Consider the following 15,397-nt stretch of genomic DNA (forward strand, 5'->3'; position numbering starts at 1 on the left):
GGCTCGGCCGCGGGATGCGGGCCCTGCGGCATCGCCGCTGGCCCCCCGGGGGCTGGCGCGGCGCCGTACGCAGGCGCGCCAGCGGGGCGGCCGGGCGGCGGCGTATGGACCGCCCGCGGGCTGTGGCCGGACTCGCCGAAGGCGTCCAGCGCTCTTCCCGGGCCGCGGTGCCCGCGCGGCCCTTCCTGAATATCCTTTTTATCCTGTTCCGAGTCATGACTATGTTCTTCAGTCGATCCGGCTTTCTTCTCAAGTTCCCCGGGAAAATCCCACTTCAACACGGGAGCAGCCGATCCTTCGGATGGCACCTGGTATGATTGACTATTTCCTTCTTTCAGAACGTCTTTTGGATCGACCGTTTGTTTTTTCCCTGTCGTGCTCAGATTTACCCGAACCTTCGAATCTTTCATTGCATTTCCCTCCTGTGCCTTTTCCCCTGGTATATACCTTTAGTTCATGCTCCATCACGCTCTACTTATACTTATGAGATACGGGCATTTGATAGAACTATTCTAAGAGAAAGGAAAAAGTCACATGGATGAAGAAACGATGACGCTAACTGCAAGCAAGCTAGCAAAGAATCTCTAGTCATCCGGAATCTCAAGGTAAGAGAATGAATGATAGCCCGCCATGATGAGGACATACCAAAAAAAGAAGGAGCCTTGCCCTTATCGGCAAAGCACCTTCTTCTACACTCTATTGTGGTCTATCCTGGATCATCATGGTCAATCTTGACTGTTACACCCAGGTAGGTTGAACTTTGAAAACTTTTGCATCTTCTGCTTCGCTTGCCGCTTTTTTCGAAACCTTCTCCGAACTCTGGTCCTCCGTCGAAATACGCCAGATATCCGCGCCAAGTCCAGACAGCTTCTCCGCTAAATGAACATAGCCGCGATCGATATGCTGTACGCCGCCAACTTCGGTAGTCCCCTCAGATACAAGCCCGGCTAATATCAAGGCAGCCCCTGCACGCAGATCCGTTGCCGTTACTTTGGCACCTTTAAGCTTAGCTCCGCCCGTAACGATGGCAGAACGTCCCTCAACCTTGATCTCCGCATTCATCAGCTGAAATTCGTCAACATGCATAAAGCGGTTTTCAAATACCGTTTCCGTAACAACACTTGTACCTTCGGAAACCAGCAAAAGCGCCATCATCTGGGACTGCATATCGGTTGGAAATCCAGGATAAGGCAAGGTTTTCACATCAACCGACTTTAATGGTTTGTCAGCAATAACGCGAATTCCATTCTCGTCCGGTTCAATGGTAATCCCCATCTCTTCCATCTTGGAAATAACCGGTCCAAGGTGATCTGCAATGGCTCCTTCGACATAGACATCCCCGCCCGTGATCGCAGCCGCAGCCATAAAGGTGCCTGCTTCAATTCGGTCAGGAATTACGTTATGCTTAACGCCATGCATCTTCTCAACGCCCTCGATACGAATCACACCCGTGCCCGCACCGCGAACTTTGGCACCCATCGCATTCAGGTAATTCGCTAAATCGACAATTTCCGGCTCTTTCGCCGCATTTTCGATTACCGTAATCCCTTCAGCCAATGTAGCAGCCATCATAATATTTTCAGTAGCACCCACGCTGGCTACGTCCAAATAGACCTTCGCCCCACGCAATCTGCCATTGCTTTTAGCTTCAATATATCCTTGTCCGAGGCTAATCTCAGCCCCGAGAGCTTCAAATCCTTTTAGGTGTTGATCAATGGGTCTTGTGCCGATAGCACATCCACCGGGAAGCGAAATCCGGGTTCGTCCACAACGTGCCAATAAAGGTCCCATGACCAGAAAAGACGCCCGCATCTTCCGCACCCATTCATAAGGCGCTTCACATGTCGTTAAGTGCTCTGCATTCACACGTATCACTTCATCTTGATATGTAATGCCCGCACCAAGCGACTCCAATACTTTACTGATTGTAATTACATCGTCAAGAGGAGGTGCGTCAATAATAACACTTTCCCCAACTTCCCCTAGTAGAGAGGCAGCGATGATCGGAAGAACTGAATTTTTTGCTCCGCTGACTTTGACGCTTCCGGTCAGTCTTTTGCCACCGCGGACGATAAATTTGCTCATCATGGTTTCCCTCCGCGTCCATAATTTTCCTGATTGCGTGTGTTAGTGATTAGTTGTTGCTAATTCCCTAACTTTCATCTTAACATTAGTGATTTCCGCTAAACAAGCGATTTTCGAACTATTTATGACATCTGATTCGGTGTCTACATCAGGTATCAGAAATCCATGATGCCACCTTATGAAGCATCTGTTATCCGCAGTATGGACCTTCGAAAGGTACCATGACCGACCAGCACTTGTCAATGCATAACAATTACCGGGTGAACACTATAGTCCGGAAGTCATACCGTCCGCCCGATCAAATTCTTATTTTAAGTGTTAACATAATAAAATGCGTTTATTCGACATCTTCTCCCCAAGCAACCTAACAGAGATATAACCATTCATGCCGCAATTAAAACAGACGAGTAAAATATCGCCAAGCACACAACCTCATGCAACAAATGTTTCATTACTAACTGCAGCACCTTGTGTTATGTATGACGCTTATTCCCGTTCTAAAACATATATCGGATCATTTGACTCCATGTAATATAGTCAATTAGGAATTCAGCCACGAATCGTCCAAGCACCACCGCCAGCAGCAAATGCAACAGCTTTCCCTGCGGCCCTTTTGGATGACGGACAACCAAATCCAGCTTTACTTGTTGTAATGCCCACCAAGCCAGTGCGATACAGATCAGCGAAACGACAATAGACAAGAATCCGTTAACACCAACAGCACTGATTGAATTAGATAAATCCTGGTTCATACTCCCTCCTCCTTCATAAATTATCCTGCCCTGTTCAGGACCGACTCTTCTATAATACTTGGCTGGAGCCTAAGAATCCAGCACTTTCTATACGACATTTCCTCGGAAATAATAAAGTTTCTCGACAACCTCCCAAAATGATCATTTATACGCTATTAGGAGAAGTAGGAATTCCCATTATTTTCACTTCAAAAAACATCCAGCAGCCATTCATATAGTGTAGTTTTATATCTCGAACATCTATTTATACCGACGGTTTAACAAAAAAATACCCATCTATGATATTAATGATATTCACAGACCGTGTATAGCTGAGATGACGTTATCACGAAAGAAGAATATTTATGTATCAAAACAATCCATGCCTCAGGTCCTTTCTAAGAGTAATTGATGGCTATGGACCCATTTACGTCATCAACCAAATTGTATATGCCATTGGCTCCATGGGCCAATTAGATCCCCACCAGATATGCGGTTCAGACAGTGAGATAACCATAAAGGATTACCTCTTTATTCCTTTCATGCTAGGTTATACCTGCAATCTATGAATGCTCAACACCTTAAACGAGTACTTTTATAACCAGTATTATTAATAGAAATAGAACACAAAAAGACAGCTTGGCTGATAATTACAGCAAGCTGTCTTCGTTACCTTATTAGTTCCGCGTCACTTTAATCCGGTTCATCGCTCTTTGCAGAGCCATTTCCGCGCGACGGTGGTCAACTTCATCTTGTCTTCCCTTCGCATGCAGGCGGGTCTCCGCTCTTTCCTTCGCGGCTTCCGCACGCTCCAGATCGATTTCTTCCGCTTTCTCTGCGCTTTCCGCCAGGATGACAATCTTATCTTTACGAACTTCGACGAAACCGCCTTGTACCGCAAACGGGGTTCTCTGGTTGCCAATCTTCACATAAACTGGCGCTATCTGAAGCGGCGTTACGAAGGAAATATGACCTGGCAAAATGCCCAGCTCTCCCTCGACCCCACGCACCGTAACACTGTTCACCTGCTCAGAGTAGACCAGACGGTCCGGCGTTACGATTTCCAACAAAATGGTGCTCACTTCCATCCCTCCTCACCGTTTTCCGCAGAAAACTCGCGCAGCAGACCTCACAGTCTCGCAATAAGCACTGTTCCGGTCTGCCGATCACGGAGCGTCAGCTTACAATGTTTTTGCTTTTTCAACTGCCTCTTCAATCGTACCTACGAACAGGAAAGCCGCTTCCGGAAGGTGGTCGTGCTTGCCTTCCAAGATCTCTTTAAAGCTGCGTACGGTTTCTTTAACCGGTACATATTTACCCGGGATACCGTTAAACTGCTCGGCAACGTGGAAAGCTTGGGAAAGGAAACGTTGAACACGACGAGCACGTCCAACAATCGCTTTATCTTCCTCGCTCAGCTCATCCATACCGAGAATCGCGATGATATCTTGAAGCTCGTTATAACGAGCCAAAATTTTCTTAACGCCTTGAGCAACATTATAGTGCTCTTCGCCCACGATTTCCGGAGCCAAGATACGGGAACTGGATGCAAGCGGATCTACCGCAGGATAGATACCCATCTCGGAAATTTTACGCTCCAGGTTTGTCGTTGCATCCAAGTGAGCAAACGTTGTAGCCGGAGCCGGATCCGTATAGTCATCCGCCGGTACATAGATAGCCTGGATGGATGTAACGGAACCTTTTTTGGTAGAGGTAATCCGCTCCTGCAAGCGTCCCATTTCGGATGCCAGCGTTGGCTGGTAACCTACCGCGGAAGGCATACGACCCAGAAGGGCGGATACTTCGGAACCCGCTTGAGTAAAGCGGAAGATGTTATCGATAAAGAGAAGTACGTCTTTACCTTCTTGATCACGGAAATATTCCGCCATCGTCAAACCAGTCAATGCTACGCGAAGACGGGCACCCGGAGGCTCGTTCATTTGACCGAATACCATCGCGGTTTTGTTGATAACACCGGAATCACTCATCTCGTGGTAAAGGTCATTACCTTCACGAGTACGCTCACCTACGCCGGCAAATACGGAAATACCGCCGTGTTCTTGGGCGATGTTGTTGATCAATTCCTGGATAGCAACGGTTTTACCTACGCCGGCACCACCAAAGAGACCGATCTTACCGCCTTTTTGGTATGGAGCAAGCAAGTCGATGACTTTAATACCCGTTTCAAGCATTTCTGCTTGCGTGGAAAGCTCATCATAAGCAGGAGCCTCACGGTGGATCGGGTTATTAATTTCGGATACTACGGCACCTGCATTATCGATCGGCTCACCCAATACGTTAAATACACGGCCAAGTGTAGCGGAACCTACAGGAACCGTAATCGGTCTGCCCAAATCCACGGCTTCGATACCGCGAACGAGACCATCCGTGGATGACATCGCGATACAACGAACCAGATTATCACCCAAATGATTGGATACTTCCAAAGTCAAATCAACCGAGCGGCCGCCTTCCAGCGTTGCTTCAATCTTGACAGCATTAAAAATCTCGGGAAGATGACCGCGCTCAAATTCAATGTCAACTACAGCACCTGTAATGCTGACAACGCGTCCTTTTTTCATTGATTCGTTTTCCCTCCTACCCGCTCACCTCTAGCGGTGAACGATGATCGTAAAAGCGGCTTATTCATGACATGGCCGCATATCCGTTAAATACTAAGTTAAGAATTCGGAGCCGTGCATTATTGCTGAGCGTTTGCTCCGCCCACAATCTCGGAAATTTCCTGCGTAATGGCAGCCTGACGAGCACGGTTGTAAGTAAGGTTCAACTCGTTGATCATCTTGCTTGCATTCTTCGTTGCAGCTCCCATAGCAGTCATCTTCGCACCCAGCTCACTTGCCTTCGCATTCAGCATCGCACTGAAAATCAATGTTTCCGCATATTTCGGAAGCAGAACCTCGAGCACGCCTTCAGGAGACGGTTCGTACTCATAACCCGTCAGGTTCTCGGCGCTGCCAATGTTCTCCATCGGCAGAAGCTTGGAGATCTCCTGGAGCTGAGTCAAAGCATTCACGAATTGGTTATAGCACACGTATAACTCATCAATCTGACCCAGCTCATATTGATGAACCGCCGCGTTAGCGATGGCCTTAATATCCGCGTAGGTCGGACTATCGGATAAATCGGTGAGCTCCTCAACAACCGGAAGTCCACGACGGCGGAAATAATCCCGTCCTTTACGTCCGATCACAAACAGGCAATACTCGTCCTTGGACTGATGGCGTTCTGCGATAAAGTTCGATACTTTTCGTAAAATGTTGGAGTTCGATGCACCAGCAAGACCGCGGTCTGAAGTGATCACCAGATAACCGGTTTTCTTCACTTCACGCTTCTCCAGCATCGGATGGCTGATTCCCTTGGTTCCAGCAGCAATGCTGCCAACCACTTCTTTCAGCTTCTCGGAGTATGGAAGCGCGGAGGTTGCCTTCTCTTGAGCTCTTCTCAGCTTGGCGGCAGCAACCATTTCCATCGCCTTGGTGATCTGCCTTGTGTTCTGAACACTCTTGATCTGCCGCTTAATATCACGTAATCCTCTTGCCATGTTTTCACCACCTTAAAGCTTTGGCGAAGCCAAAGCTAACTTCGTAAGCAATCACCTAACTTTGGCAGAGCCAAAGTTACTTCGTAAGCATCAGCTTAGCTTTGGCGAAGCCAAAGCTAACTTCGTACGCGTAGACTAAGCTTTGGCTAGGACCAAAGCCGTACCTTTTGTAAAAATCACTTTGGTCACAGCCAAAGCTACATTCCATATGATGAAAGAGGATGCCGGGCTTACCCCGGCTCCCCTCCTATTGCTTACCTGAGGAGCTTAAACCGAAGCGGCAAAGCCCTTCTTAAATTGATCGATCGCCGCTTTCAATGCGTTTTCGTTATCGGATGTCAGATCCTTCGTATCCGTAATGGATTGAAGAATTTCCGGTTTATTGCTTTCAATAAACGTGAGGAACTCACTCTCGAAACGGCGCACGTCAGCAACTTCAATATCATCGATATATCCTTTAACAGCTGCGTACAAGCTAACCACCTGTTGTTCAACGGACAACGGCTGGTTTACACCCTGCTTCAGGATTTCCATCAATCTTGCACCACGGTTCAAACGAGCCAAGGTTGATTTGTCCAGATCAGATCCGAACTGGGAGAACGCCTGGAGCTCACGATATTGCGCAAGATCCAGCTTCATGCCGCCCGCAACCTTTTTCATCGCTTTGATCTGCGCGGAACCACCGACACGGGATACCGAAATACCGACGTTAATCGCTGGACGTTGACCGGAGTAGAACAACTCAGACTCCAGGAAGATCTGTCCATCCGTAATCGAAATTACGTTGGTTGGAATGTAAGCAGATACGTCAGAAGCCTGTGTTTCAATAAATGGCAGTGCGGTTAATGAACCACCACCAAGCTCATCGTTGAGCTTCGCTGCACGTTCCAGCAAACGGGAGTGCAAGTAGAAAACGTCACCCGGATAAGCTTCCCGACCCGGAGGACGACGGAGGAGCAAGGACAACTCACGGTATGCTGCCGCTTGCTTCGACAAGTCATCATAGATGATGAGTGCATGCTCGCCTTTGTACATGAAGTACTCACCCATAGCGCAGCCTGCGTATGGAGCGATGTACTGCAATGGAGCCGGCTCAGAAGCCGAAGCCGTAACAACAATCGTGTACTCCAGTGCGCCATGACGGCGAAGTGTTTCAACAACCTGTGCTACAGTGGATTGCTTTTGGCCAATGGCTACATAGATACATTTAACGCCGCTGCCCTTTTGGTTCAGGATGGTATCGATCGCAACGGTGGTTTTACCCGTTTGGCGGTCACCGATGATCAGCTCGCGCTGTCCGCGGCCGATAGGTACCATCGCGTCGATCGCTTTAATACCTGTCTGCATAGGCTCATGAACGGATTTACGTTCGATAACGCCTGGTGCGCTGCTCTCAACCGGACGATAAGCTGTCGCTTCGATCGGGCCTTTGCCGTCAAGCGGTTGACCCAGCGGATTTACAACGCGTCCAAGCAGAGCTTCACCTACAGGAACCTCCATGATACGTCCTGTACGCTTAACCTGATCGCCTTCCTTGATTTCGGAGTAAGGTCCCAGGATAACGACACCGACATTGCTCTCCTCAAGGTTCAGCGCCAGACCGAACACGCCGTTCTGGAACTCCAAAAGTTCCCCGGACATCGCGTTCTCCAGGCCGTACACGCGAGCAATACCGTCACTTACTTGAATTACCGTACCTACTTCAGAGACAGTGATATCGGATTTATATTCTTCAATTTGACTTTTGATTAAAGTACTGATTTCTTCAGGTCTGATACTCAACGTTTTCACCCCTATCTACTATGCTCGTCTATTAAAAGACTTTTCAAGACGTTCCAGTTTCCCGGCAAGGCTTCCGTCATAAAGCTTGTCGCCAATGGCAACTTTCAGGCCGCCGAGCAAACTCTCGTCCACAACATTGGTCACCCGGATATTCTGATGGGCTAACTGTCCGAATTCCGAAGCTACCTGTTCTTTTTCCTGATCGCTAAGCGGGTAGGTGGAGTACACAGTGGCGTCCGCCAATCCTAAGCTCGCACCTTGTATCTTCACATAACTGTTCAGCAGTTCAGCGAACATTTCTGTACGTCCTCTGTCGAGAAGCAATTCGATCGTGTTCAATACAGGCTGCGATACCTTCCCTGCCAACGCCTGGCTGATTACGTTCATCTTCACGGACTGGGGAACATTCGGCGTGGAGATGAATTTCCGGATGTCGGCATCGCCTTCGATGGCTTGCACAACAGCGCGTAACTCCTCTTCCACTTCCAGACCCTTCTGCTGCTGAGCCGCCACTTCGAACAGCGCCCGCGCATACCGCTTGGCTGCTACTGTATTTTGGCTCATGGTCTGCCTCCTACCTCTTTAAGGTATTGATCCACCAGTTCTTCTTGAGCTTTGTCATTCTTCACTTCCCGTTCAATCAGCTTGGTAGCGATTTTCACGGAAACACTGCCGATTTCATTGCGAAGCTCTTCGACAGCTTTCTTCTTCTCATTGTCGATATCACGAACAGCCTCGGATTTCAGGCGAACCGCCTCTTCCTTAGCTTGCTCCATAATTTGCTCTGCTTGTTTGTTGCTAGTTTGTCTGGAACGCTCGATGATTTCGTGAGCATCTTGACGCGCTTGCTCCAGTGCCTTCTTCTGCTCTTCTACATAAGCAGTTGCCTGCTGACGGGTCTGTGCCGCTTCGTTCATCTGGCTCATTACCAGTTCACGACGCTGCTCCATGATGCCGAACAATTTGCTGAACGCAAACTTTTGAAGCAAAAGGTAAAGAATAATAAACGCGATAATAGTGATTACCATATTTTCCCATAGAATGGTCATTGAGGTCACTCCTTTCCATCAACACGAAGTGCGGTGCCTAACAAAACGAAGGCGCGGATGGCATCGGCCCTCCCCGCCAAACCGTTGTATTGTTATTAAGAGAACATGATCAAGAACGCGATAACAGTAGCCGCCAAAGGAATAACCTCTACGATACCAACACCGATAAACATCGTTGTTTGCAATTGACCACGTGCTTCTGGTTGACGAGCGATAGACTCAACTGTTCTGCTTACGATCATACCGTTACCCAAACCTGCGCCAAGGGCGCCCAGACCTACTGCAATAGCTGCTGCCAAAAATTCCATTGTTAAATATCCTCCTTAAAATTGTTTCAAAATTGAAATTTGGTGAAACTATAGAAAATATCTCTTTCGAAAAACACCGCTGTTACGGCGGATTCGTCCGAGTTGATCAATGCTCTTCGTGAATCGTTGTTTGCGAGATGTATACCATGGTCAAAATCGTAAAGATAAACGCCTGCAATGCACCAATGAAGATACTGAAACCTTGCCATGCGGCCATAAACGGAATGCCCCAGAAGCCCGTTTTCAGAATCACCGTGATCAGTACCTCGCCGGCAAAAATGTTGGCATAAAGCCGGATTGCCAGAGCGATAGGTTTTGCCAGGTTCTCAATGATATTGAGCGGCAAAAAGATCGGGAACGGTTCGATGTAATGCTTCAGGTAATGCTTGCGATTCTGCTTCAAGCCCAGGTAGTTCATGAGCACGAACACAACGATCGCAAGACCGGCCGTAACGGAAATATCCGCTGTTGGCGACTTCCACCACAATACGTGGGCGTAGTGGCCATGTTCAAGTCCGAGCGTAGCCAGGATTGGCTGACCAAAGACTTCGAAGTCCTCCGGCAAGTCGGTGATAATTGAGAACGGCAGGCCCAGCAAGTTGGCTACAAAGATGAACAGGATCAGAGTAAGCCCCAATGATATGTAAGCTTTCCCTTTCTTCAGATCCATCGCACTCGCTACGACGCCTTGCACAAATTCCACTACCCATTCCATGAAGTTTTGCAGTTTGGAAGGGTTTTCGACAGATAGATTACGTACAGCCAGTCGACATAATACGAACACCACCAAGCAGGTGACGAACAGCATAAGTACCGCTGAAAGATCAATATTCAATCCGCCAAGTTTGATAATCGGTGAATCATGCATAAAATTGTTTTCACCCCTTTCCAAGTTAGCGCTGATCAATGATTGTTTCTCAAACTGAACACAATGCTGACAGGAATGGTCAACAATTGGGGTATGAACAGACCGGCAATTGCACCGCCGAGTGATACCTGCTCGAGTTTAGCGGCGAAGATAACAATCAGAAATCCGATGCACAATCTCGTAATAAAGCCGAAATTGTACTTTTTCGGTTCCGGATCGACAGCCAATTGCGCCAGCTGCTGCACTTTCATGGAGAGGAAGCGTACATTAAACAATCCCGCCGCCATGCCCATGATCAACCCCATAAAAATCGGGCGAAATTCCGGATAGAGAGCCCATCCGAGAAACAAGGCAGACAATAAGAGTAATGATACTCTAAATACAGCGTTCACAATGGAAGTCAAATCATTCACGCCTGCGCCCCCAAAAACTTTTTAATGAGAAGAGCGATATTCAAAATCCCTACAAAGAGCCCCGAAAGCGTACCAATGGCAAGCCACACTCTGGGCCCGTCCAAATGATTCATGAGCCATCGCCCGGTAAAAAAACCGATGAGAATGTAAGCGGCAAGCAAACCGCCAGCCCCGCTAATGTATAGCGCTATCAACCAAGGGTTATCTTGACTTTTCGGATTTTTCATATGAACCTCTAATCCCAACTCATTTTACTGAATATTGCAAGAGTTTGTCAATGAATCGATTTGATGGATTTACCGTGTAAAATCGGCGTTTTGAGCAGTCTAAATTGCACAAAACGCCGCGGTAACCGTACAGTTCAACTGTATGCTGTCTTCTTGCCCATCAGAATACGGTAAACTATACCTTTGTGAACATTCTGTGAAATTCTTCAGGACGCTCTTTTCGGATGCCGAAATGGTGCAAAATCGCATTGACAATCCGCTGCGAAGCTTGTCCATCACCATACGGATTAGCTGCTTTGCTCATCTTGTCGTAGAGCTCCTGATCAGTCAGAAGAACCTTAATCCGTTCATACACATTCTCCTCCTGGGTGCCTACCAGCTCCAGGGTACCGGCCTCAATGCCCTCCGGACGTTCGGTCGTATCCCGAAGCACCAGCGTCGGCACGCCGAATGATGGAGCTTCCTCTTGCATGCCGCCGGAATCCGTAATAATGAAATGCGTATGGGTGTAGATATTGTTCATATCCACAACATCCAGCGGATCAATCAGCTTAATGCGCGGGTGATCTCCCAGAATGCGATGAGCCGGCTCTTTAACGGCAGGGCTCGGATGTACAGGATATACGATGGCGATATCCTCAAATTCATCGGCAATGCGCTTTACCGCTTCAAATATTTGACGATGCGGCTCCCCTTGGGATTCGCGGCGATGTGCCGTCATCAGGATCAGGCGTTTGCCCTTCGCCCAGTCCAGAACCGGATGGGTATAACCTTCACGCACCGTGTACTGGAACACGTCCGTAGCCGTGTTACCCGTAACATAAATACGGGATTCCGGCTTGTTCTCCTTGCGGAGATTCTCGGCGGACCAGTTCGTCGGCGCAAAGTGAAGATCAGCAAGCACACCGGTCAACTGACGGTTCATCTCCTCCGGATAAGGATTCAGCTTGTTCCATGTCCGCAGACCCGCCTCTACATGGCCAACCTGAATCTGCTGCAGAAACGCTGCATAGCTGGCCAGGAACGTTGTCAGCGTATCGCCGTGCACCAGCACGATATCCGGTTTAGCCTCACGGAGAACAGGCTCAAGACCCTCCAGAACGCGCACGGTGATCTCGTTGAGCGTCTGACGGTCCTTCATGACATCCAAATCATAGTCGGGAACAATCTTGAACACATCCAGCACCTGATCCAGCATTTGCCGATGCTGCGCAGTAACACAAACGACCGATTCAATATGCTCGGGGTGACGTTGAAGCTCCAGAATAAGCGGCGCCATCTTGATTGCTTCGGGGCGGACCCCAAATATCGTCATCACTTTCACTTTTGACATGTTTGAAATACCCCTCTTTGCTTGTTTTCAAATATTCAAGACGTACGAATGACTGATCGGCTCTTATTTCGTGCCGTACAGCCGATCCCCTGCATCCCCAAGGCCCGGTACGATGTAGCCATGGTCGTCAAGGCCCTCATCGAGAGCAGCAACATAAATGTCCACGTCCGGATGGGCATCATGGACAGCCTTCACACCTTCCGGTGCAGCCACGAGGTTCATCATCTTGATCTGGGTACAGCCGCGTTTCTTCAGCACGTCGATAGCAGCGATGGCGGATCCGCCCGTCGCGAGCATCGGATCAATGACGATCAATTCCCGTTCCGTAACGTCCGTTGGAAGCTTCGTATAATATTCAACAGGCTGAAGCGTTTCGGGGTCACGGAACAATCCGACATGCCCTACCTTTGCTGCAGGAAGCAGCTTGACAACTCCGTCCAGCATGCCTAGACCGGCGCGCAGGATCGGAATCAAGCCGAGCATGCGGCCGGAAATGACTTTGCCTTGGGTTTCAGCTACCGGCGTCTGCACGGATATGGATTCAAGAGGAACCTCCCGCGTAATTTCATAAGCCATCAAAGTCGCGACTTCGTCTACCAATTCGCGAAAGTCTTTTGTGTTAGTCCGCATATCGCGGATAAATGTAAGTTTGTGTTGAATCAACGGGTGATCACAAATCACCAATTTTCCCATGTCTGGTCCCTCCGGTTTGAGTACAAATGTTATTTCAATATGGGCGTAAAATATGTGTGAGCTCCATAAATCCTGTCTATTATATCATTCCCTCTAGGCAATTGACACCTGCACGGGTCATGTTTTATTCCATGAGTTTTTGACCTTATATAACTAAACCGGATCTTCTTCTGCCCTAAACCTAGGTTTTCCATTTCCGCCTATATTGATGCTAACCGCGAAGCCTACCTGACTGGGAAAATGAGAGCATAGCAATCTGGCCAGAATGTTTATAGCTCCTAAAAGGACCCCACCTGCATCAGGCGGGGTCCTCTTATCATAGGCCTCTTACGCGGAGGAAACTGTGATTAATATTTCATTTCAGCATAGAGAGGATATAGATCTGTAAGCTCAGCGACCAAACGGCCTGCCTTTTCAAGCGTTGCCTCGTCTTTTGGCTGCTTCAATGTCATGGCAATAATTTTCGCGATTTTCACCATCGCCTGCTCATCCATACCGCGGGAAGTAACCGCAGGGGTACCGATACGGATACCGCTCGTTACGAACGGGCTGGTCGGATCAAACGGGATGGCATTCTTGTTCACGGTAATCCCGATGGAGTCTAGAACTTTCTCCGCGTCTTTACCGGTGATGTCCAGATTGCGGGTATCCACCAGCATCAGGTGGTTATCGGTGCCGCCGGATACGATGTTCAAGCCTTCCTCGATCAGAGTATCAGCCAGCACTTTCGCGTTCTTCACAACGTTCTCTGCATACGACTTGAAGGACGGATCCAATGCTTCGCCAAGCGCAACGGCCTTGGAAGCAATAACATGCATGAGCGGGCCGCCTTGGGAGCCAGGGAATACCGCTTTATCGATCGCTTGCGCCCAAGCTTTTTTGCACAGAATCATACCGCCGCGAGGCCCGCGAAGCGTCTTATGCGTCGTTGTTGTTACAAAATGGGCATGCGGAACCGGATTCGGATGAAGACCTGCCGCAACAAGACCTGCAATATGAGCCATATCAACCATGAACAACGCGCCAACGTCGTTCGCGATGGCAGCAAGCCGTTCAAAATCAATGATGCGAGGGTAGGCACTTGCTCCCGCCACGATCAGACGAGGGCGATGCTTGAATGCCGCTTTGCGAACTTCGTCGTAATCTATAAGGAACGTGTCTTCTTGCACGCCGTAGGCCACGAAATTGTACAGAAGGCCGGAAGCGTTAACCGGGCTTCCGTGAGTCAGATGGCCGCCATGGGCCAGGTTCATGCCGAGCACGGTATCTCCAGGCTTCAGAGCTGCCAAATATACCGCCATGTTCGCTTGGGCACCGGAGTGCGGCTGAACGTTGGCATGCTCGGCTCCGAACAGTTCTTTGGCGCGGTCACGGGCGATATCTTCCACAATATCCACACGCTCACAGCCACCGTAATAGCGTTTGCCAGGGTAGCCTTCCGCATATTTATTCGTCAGTACCGTCCCCATTGCTTCCATAACCGCTTCGCTAACAATATTCTCAGAGGCAATCAGCTCAATGTTGCTGCGCTGACGCTTCAGCTCCAAATCCATCGCTTCCAATACAGCCGGGTCACTCTTCCGCAAATGTTCCATCATGTTCATATCCTCCCATAATCAATCGTTATTTTTTCTTGCAAAGTCAATACTACAAGTTGTCATAATTAAAAAAGCGAGTTCTCATTTAAATCAATCGCATAGTGTGGAATCATCCCTTTGCTCGAGCCGGTACACCGCACGTTCTCCACCAATCAGCTTCGGACGGGTATAAGCCGCGGTTACGCGCGCCTCACCGATATAACGCTCGGTCGGTCTGAACGGAACCGCCACTTGCCGCAAATGCATGCCGATCAGCGTCTCGCCGATATCAACTCCGGCATGTGCTTCAATCGATTCCGCAAGACAAGGCTCCTTCATGCTGCGGTAAGCCGCGGAGGCCATCGACCCGCCCGCTCCCGGAATGGGAACAGCCGCCACTTCCGTCAAGCCCAGCCGCTCGAGCAGTTCGCGTTCCATGACAAGCGCGCGGTTCAGATGCTCACAGCATTGATAAGCCACCGCGAAACCGAATTCCGCTTGAACCTCGGCAATGCCCTGAAGGAGCTGCTGCGCCGTTTCAAGAGCGCCGCCTGTACCGATCCGGCGTCCGACCACTTCACTGGTACTGGCGCCGATGACCAGCACTTTACCGGGTCCTAACACGGCAGCTTCGGCCAGTTCGCGGACAATCTGCCCTGTCTGTTCGTTCAAGGAAACCTTGGAGATATCCGTCATGTCACAGTCCTCCCGATGATTTTTTCACAGAAGATGCTTCATTCCCATATCACGATAGCCGCAACTGCTTTAC

At 49.2% G+C, this 15,397-nt stretch carries 16 protein-coding genes and 1 pseudogene; all 17 read right to left on the reverse strand.

Annotated elements, in window-relative coordinates; genetic code table 11:
• Positions 1-410: pseudogene (locus CRG97_RS30360) on the reverse strand (hypothetical protein); the annotation flags it as partial.
• A gap of 328 nt (positions 411-738) precedes the next feature.
• On the reverse strand, positions 739-2,085 hold the full coding sequence (gene murA / locus CRG97_RS30365) for a UDP-N-acetylglucosamine 1-carboxyvinyltransferase (RefSeq protein ID WP_202619030.1): 1,347 nt from the start codon (positions 2,083-2,085) through the stop codon (positions 739-741).
• A 497-nt stretch (positions 2,086-2,582) separates the two neighbouring features.
• Positions 2,583-2,837, reverse strand: coding sequence for a DUF1146 family protein (locus tag CRG97_RS30370; protein WP_076323985.1), 255 nt, complete (start codon positions 2,835-2,837; stop codon positions 2,583-2,585).
• Positions 2,838-3,493: 656 nt separating this feature from the next.
• On the reverse strand, positions 3,494-3,898 hold the full coding sequence (locus CRG97_RS30375; RefSeq protein WP_076323984.1) for a F0F1 ATP synthase subunit epsilon: 405 nt from the start codon (positions 3,896-3,898) through the stop codon (positions 3,494-3,496).
• Positions 3,899-3,997: 99 nt separating this feature from the next.
• The gene (gene atpD / locus CRG97_RS30380) at positions 3,998-5,398 is read right to left on the reverse strand and encodes a F0F1 ATP synthase subunit beta (RefSeq protein WP_076323983.1); all 1,401 of its coding nucleotides are present in this window, start codon (positions 5,396-5,398) and stop codon (positions 3,998-4,000) included.
• A 119-nt stretch (positions 5,399-5,517) separates the two neighbouring features.
• The gene (gene atpG / locus CRG97_RS30385; protein WP_076323982.1) at positions 5,518-6,378 is read right to left on the reverse strand and encodes an ATP synthase F1 subunit gamma; all 861 of its coding nucleotides are present in this window, start codon (positions 6,376-6,378) and stop codon (positions 5,518-5,520) included.
• A gap of 267 nt (positions 6,379-6,645) precedes the next feature.
• Entirely contained in the window at positions 6,646-8,160 is a 1,515-nt protein-coding gene (atpA, locus tag CRG97_RS30390) for a F0F1 ATP synthase subunit alpha (protein ID WP_076323981.1), read from the reverse strand.
• Between the two features lie 18 nt (positions 8,161-8,178).
• Entirely contained in the window at positions 8,179-8,724 is a 546-nt protein-coding gene (locus CRG97_RS30395; RefSeq protein ID WP_098749230.1) for a F0F1 ATP synthase subunit delta, read from the reverse strand.
• The gene (gene atpF / locus CRG97_RS30400; protein ID WP_098749231.1) at positions 8,721-9,209 is read right to left on the reverse strand and encodes a F0F1 ATP synthase subunit B; all 489 of its coding nucleotides are present in this window, start codon (positions 9,207-9,209) and stop codon (positions 8,721-8,723) included. Before atpF ends, CRG97_RS30395 begins: the two co-directional genes overlap by 4 nt.
• Positions 9,210-9,304: 95 nt before the next feature.
• Positions 9,305-9,517: a F0F1 ATP synthase subunit C gene (atpE, locus tag CRG97_RS30405; RefSeq protein ID WP_007128780.1), complete on the reverse strand. Its 213-nt coding sequence runs from the start codon at positions 9,515-9,517 to the stop codon at positions 9,305-9,307.
• Between the two features lie 106 nt (positions 9,518-9,623).
• Positions 9,624-10,385: a F0F1 ATP synthase subunit A gene (gene atpB / locus CRG97_RS30410; protein WP_098749232.1), complete on the reverse strand. Its 762-nt coding sequence runs from the start codon at positions 10,383-10,385 to the stop codon at positions 9,624-9,626.
• Between the two features lie 35 nt (positions 10,386-10,420).
• The gene (locus CRG97_RS30415) at positions 10,421-10,798 is read right to left on the reverse strand and encodes an ATP synthase subunit I (protein WP_076323977.1); all 378 of its coding nucleotides are present in this window, start codon (positions 10,796-10,798) and stop codon (positions 10,421-10,423) included.
• A complete protein-coding gene (locus CRG97_RS30420; RefSeq protein WP_076323976.1) occupies positions 10,795-11,025 on the reverse strand; it encodes an AtpZ/AtpI family protein in 231 nt (76 codons plus the stop codon). The genes CRG97_RS30415 and CRG97_RS30420 overlap by 4 nt, the downstream gene beginning before the upstream one ends.
• A 175-nt stretch (positions 11,026-11,200) precedes the next feature.
• Positions 11,201-12,358: a non-hydrolyzing UDP-N-acetylglucosamine 2-epimerase gene (gene wecB / locus CRG97_RS30425; RefSeq protein WP_076323975.1), complete on the reverse strand. Its 1,158-nt coding sequence runs from the start codon at positions 12,356-12,358 to the stop codon at positions 11,201-11,203.
• A 63-nt stretch (positions 12,359-12,421) separates the two neighbouring features.
• Positions 12,422-13,051: a uracil phosphoribosyltransferase gene (gene upp / locus CRG97_RS30430; RefSeq protein ID WP_053491142.1), complete on the reverse strand. Its 630-nt coding sequence runs from the start codon at positions 13,049-13,051 to the stop codon at positions 12,422-12,424.
• A gap of 347 nt (positions 13,052-13,398) precedes the next feature.
• A complete protein-coding gene (locus CRG97_RS30435; RefSeq protein WP_098749233.1) occupies positions 13,399-14,649 on the reverse strand; it encodes a serine hydroxymethyltransferase in 1,251 nt (416 codons plus the stop codon).
• Positions 14,650-14,739: 90 nt separating this feature from the next.
• Complete coding sequence (locus CRG97_RS30440; protein ID WP_098749234.1) at positions 14,740-15,324, reverse strand: TIGR01440 family protein; 585 nt, start codon at positions 15,322-15,324, stop codon at positions 14,740-14,742.
• Positions 15,325-15,397: the final 73 nt, after the last annotated feature.

This window comes from Paenibacillus sp. EZ-K15, assembly GCF_002573715.1.
Lineage (GTDB): Bacteria > Bacillota > Bacilli > Paenibacillales > Paenibacillaceae > Paenibacillus_AQ.

Excerpts from the sequence above, each read along its gene's own strand:
- murA (WP_202619030.1), bottom strand. The coding sequence starts at position 2,085 with ATGAGCAAATTTATCGTCCGCGGTGGCAAAAGACTGACCGGAAGCGTC.
- CRG97_RS30370 (WP_076323985.1), bottom strand. The coding sequence starts at position 2,837 with ATGAACCAGGATTTATCTAATTCAATCAGTGCTGTTGGTGTTAACGGA.
- atpD (WP_076323983.1), bottom strand. The coding sequence starts at position 5,398 with ATGAAAAAAGGACGCGTTGTCAGCATTACAGGTGCTGTAGTTGACATT.
- atpG (WP_076323982.1), bottom strand. The coding sequence starts at position 6,378 with ATGGCAAGAGGATTACGTGATATTAAGCGGCAGATCAAGAGTGTTCAG.
- CRG97_RS30395 (WP_098749230.1), bottom strand. The coding sequence starts at position 8,724 with ATGAGCCAAAATACAGTAGCAGCCAAGCGGTATGCGCGGGCGCTGTTC.
- atpF (WP_098749231.1), bottom strand. The coding sequence starts at position 9,209 with ATGACCATTCTATGGGAAAATATGGTAATCACTATTATCGCGTTTATT.
- atpE (WP_007128780.1), bottom strand. The coding sequence starts at position 9,517 with ATGGAATTTTTGGCAGCAGCTATTGCAGTAGGTCTGGGCGCCCTTGGC.
- atpB (WP_098749232.1), bottom strand. The coding sequence starts at position 10,385 with ATGCATGATTCACCGATTATCAAACTTGGCGGATTGAATATTGATCTT.
- CRG97_RS30420 (WP_076323976.1), bottom strand. The coding sequence starts at position 11,025 with ATGAAAAATCCGAAAAGTCAAGATAACCCTTGGTTGATAGCGCTATAC.
- wecB (WP_076323975.1), bottom strand. The coding sequence starts at position 12,358 with ATGTCAAAAGTGAAAGTGATGACGATATTTGGGGTCCGCCCCGAAGCA.
- upp (WP_053491142.1), bottom strand. The coding sequence starts at position 13,051 with ATGGGAAAATTGGTGATTTGTGATCACCCGTTGATTCAACACAAACTT.
- CRG97_RS30435 (WP_098749233.1), bottom strand. The coding sequence starts at position 14,649 with ATGATGGAACATTTGCGGAAGAGTGACCCGGCTGTATTGGAAGCGATG.
- CRG97_RS30440 (WP_098749234.1), bottom strand. The coding sequence starts at position 15,324 with ATGACGGATATCTCCAAGGTTTCCTTGAACGAACAGACAGGGCAGATT.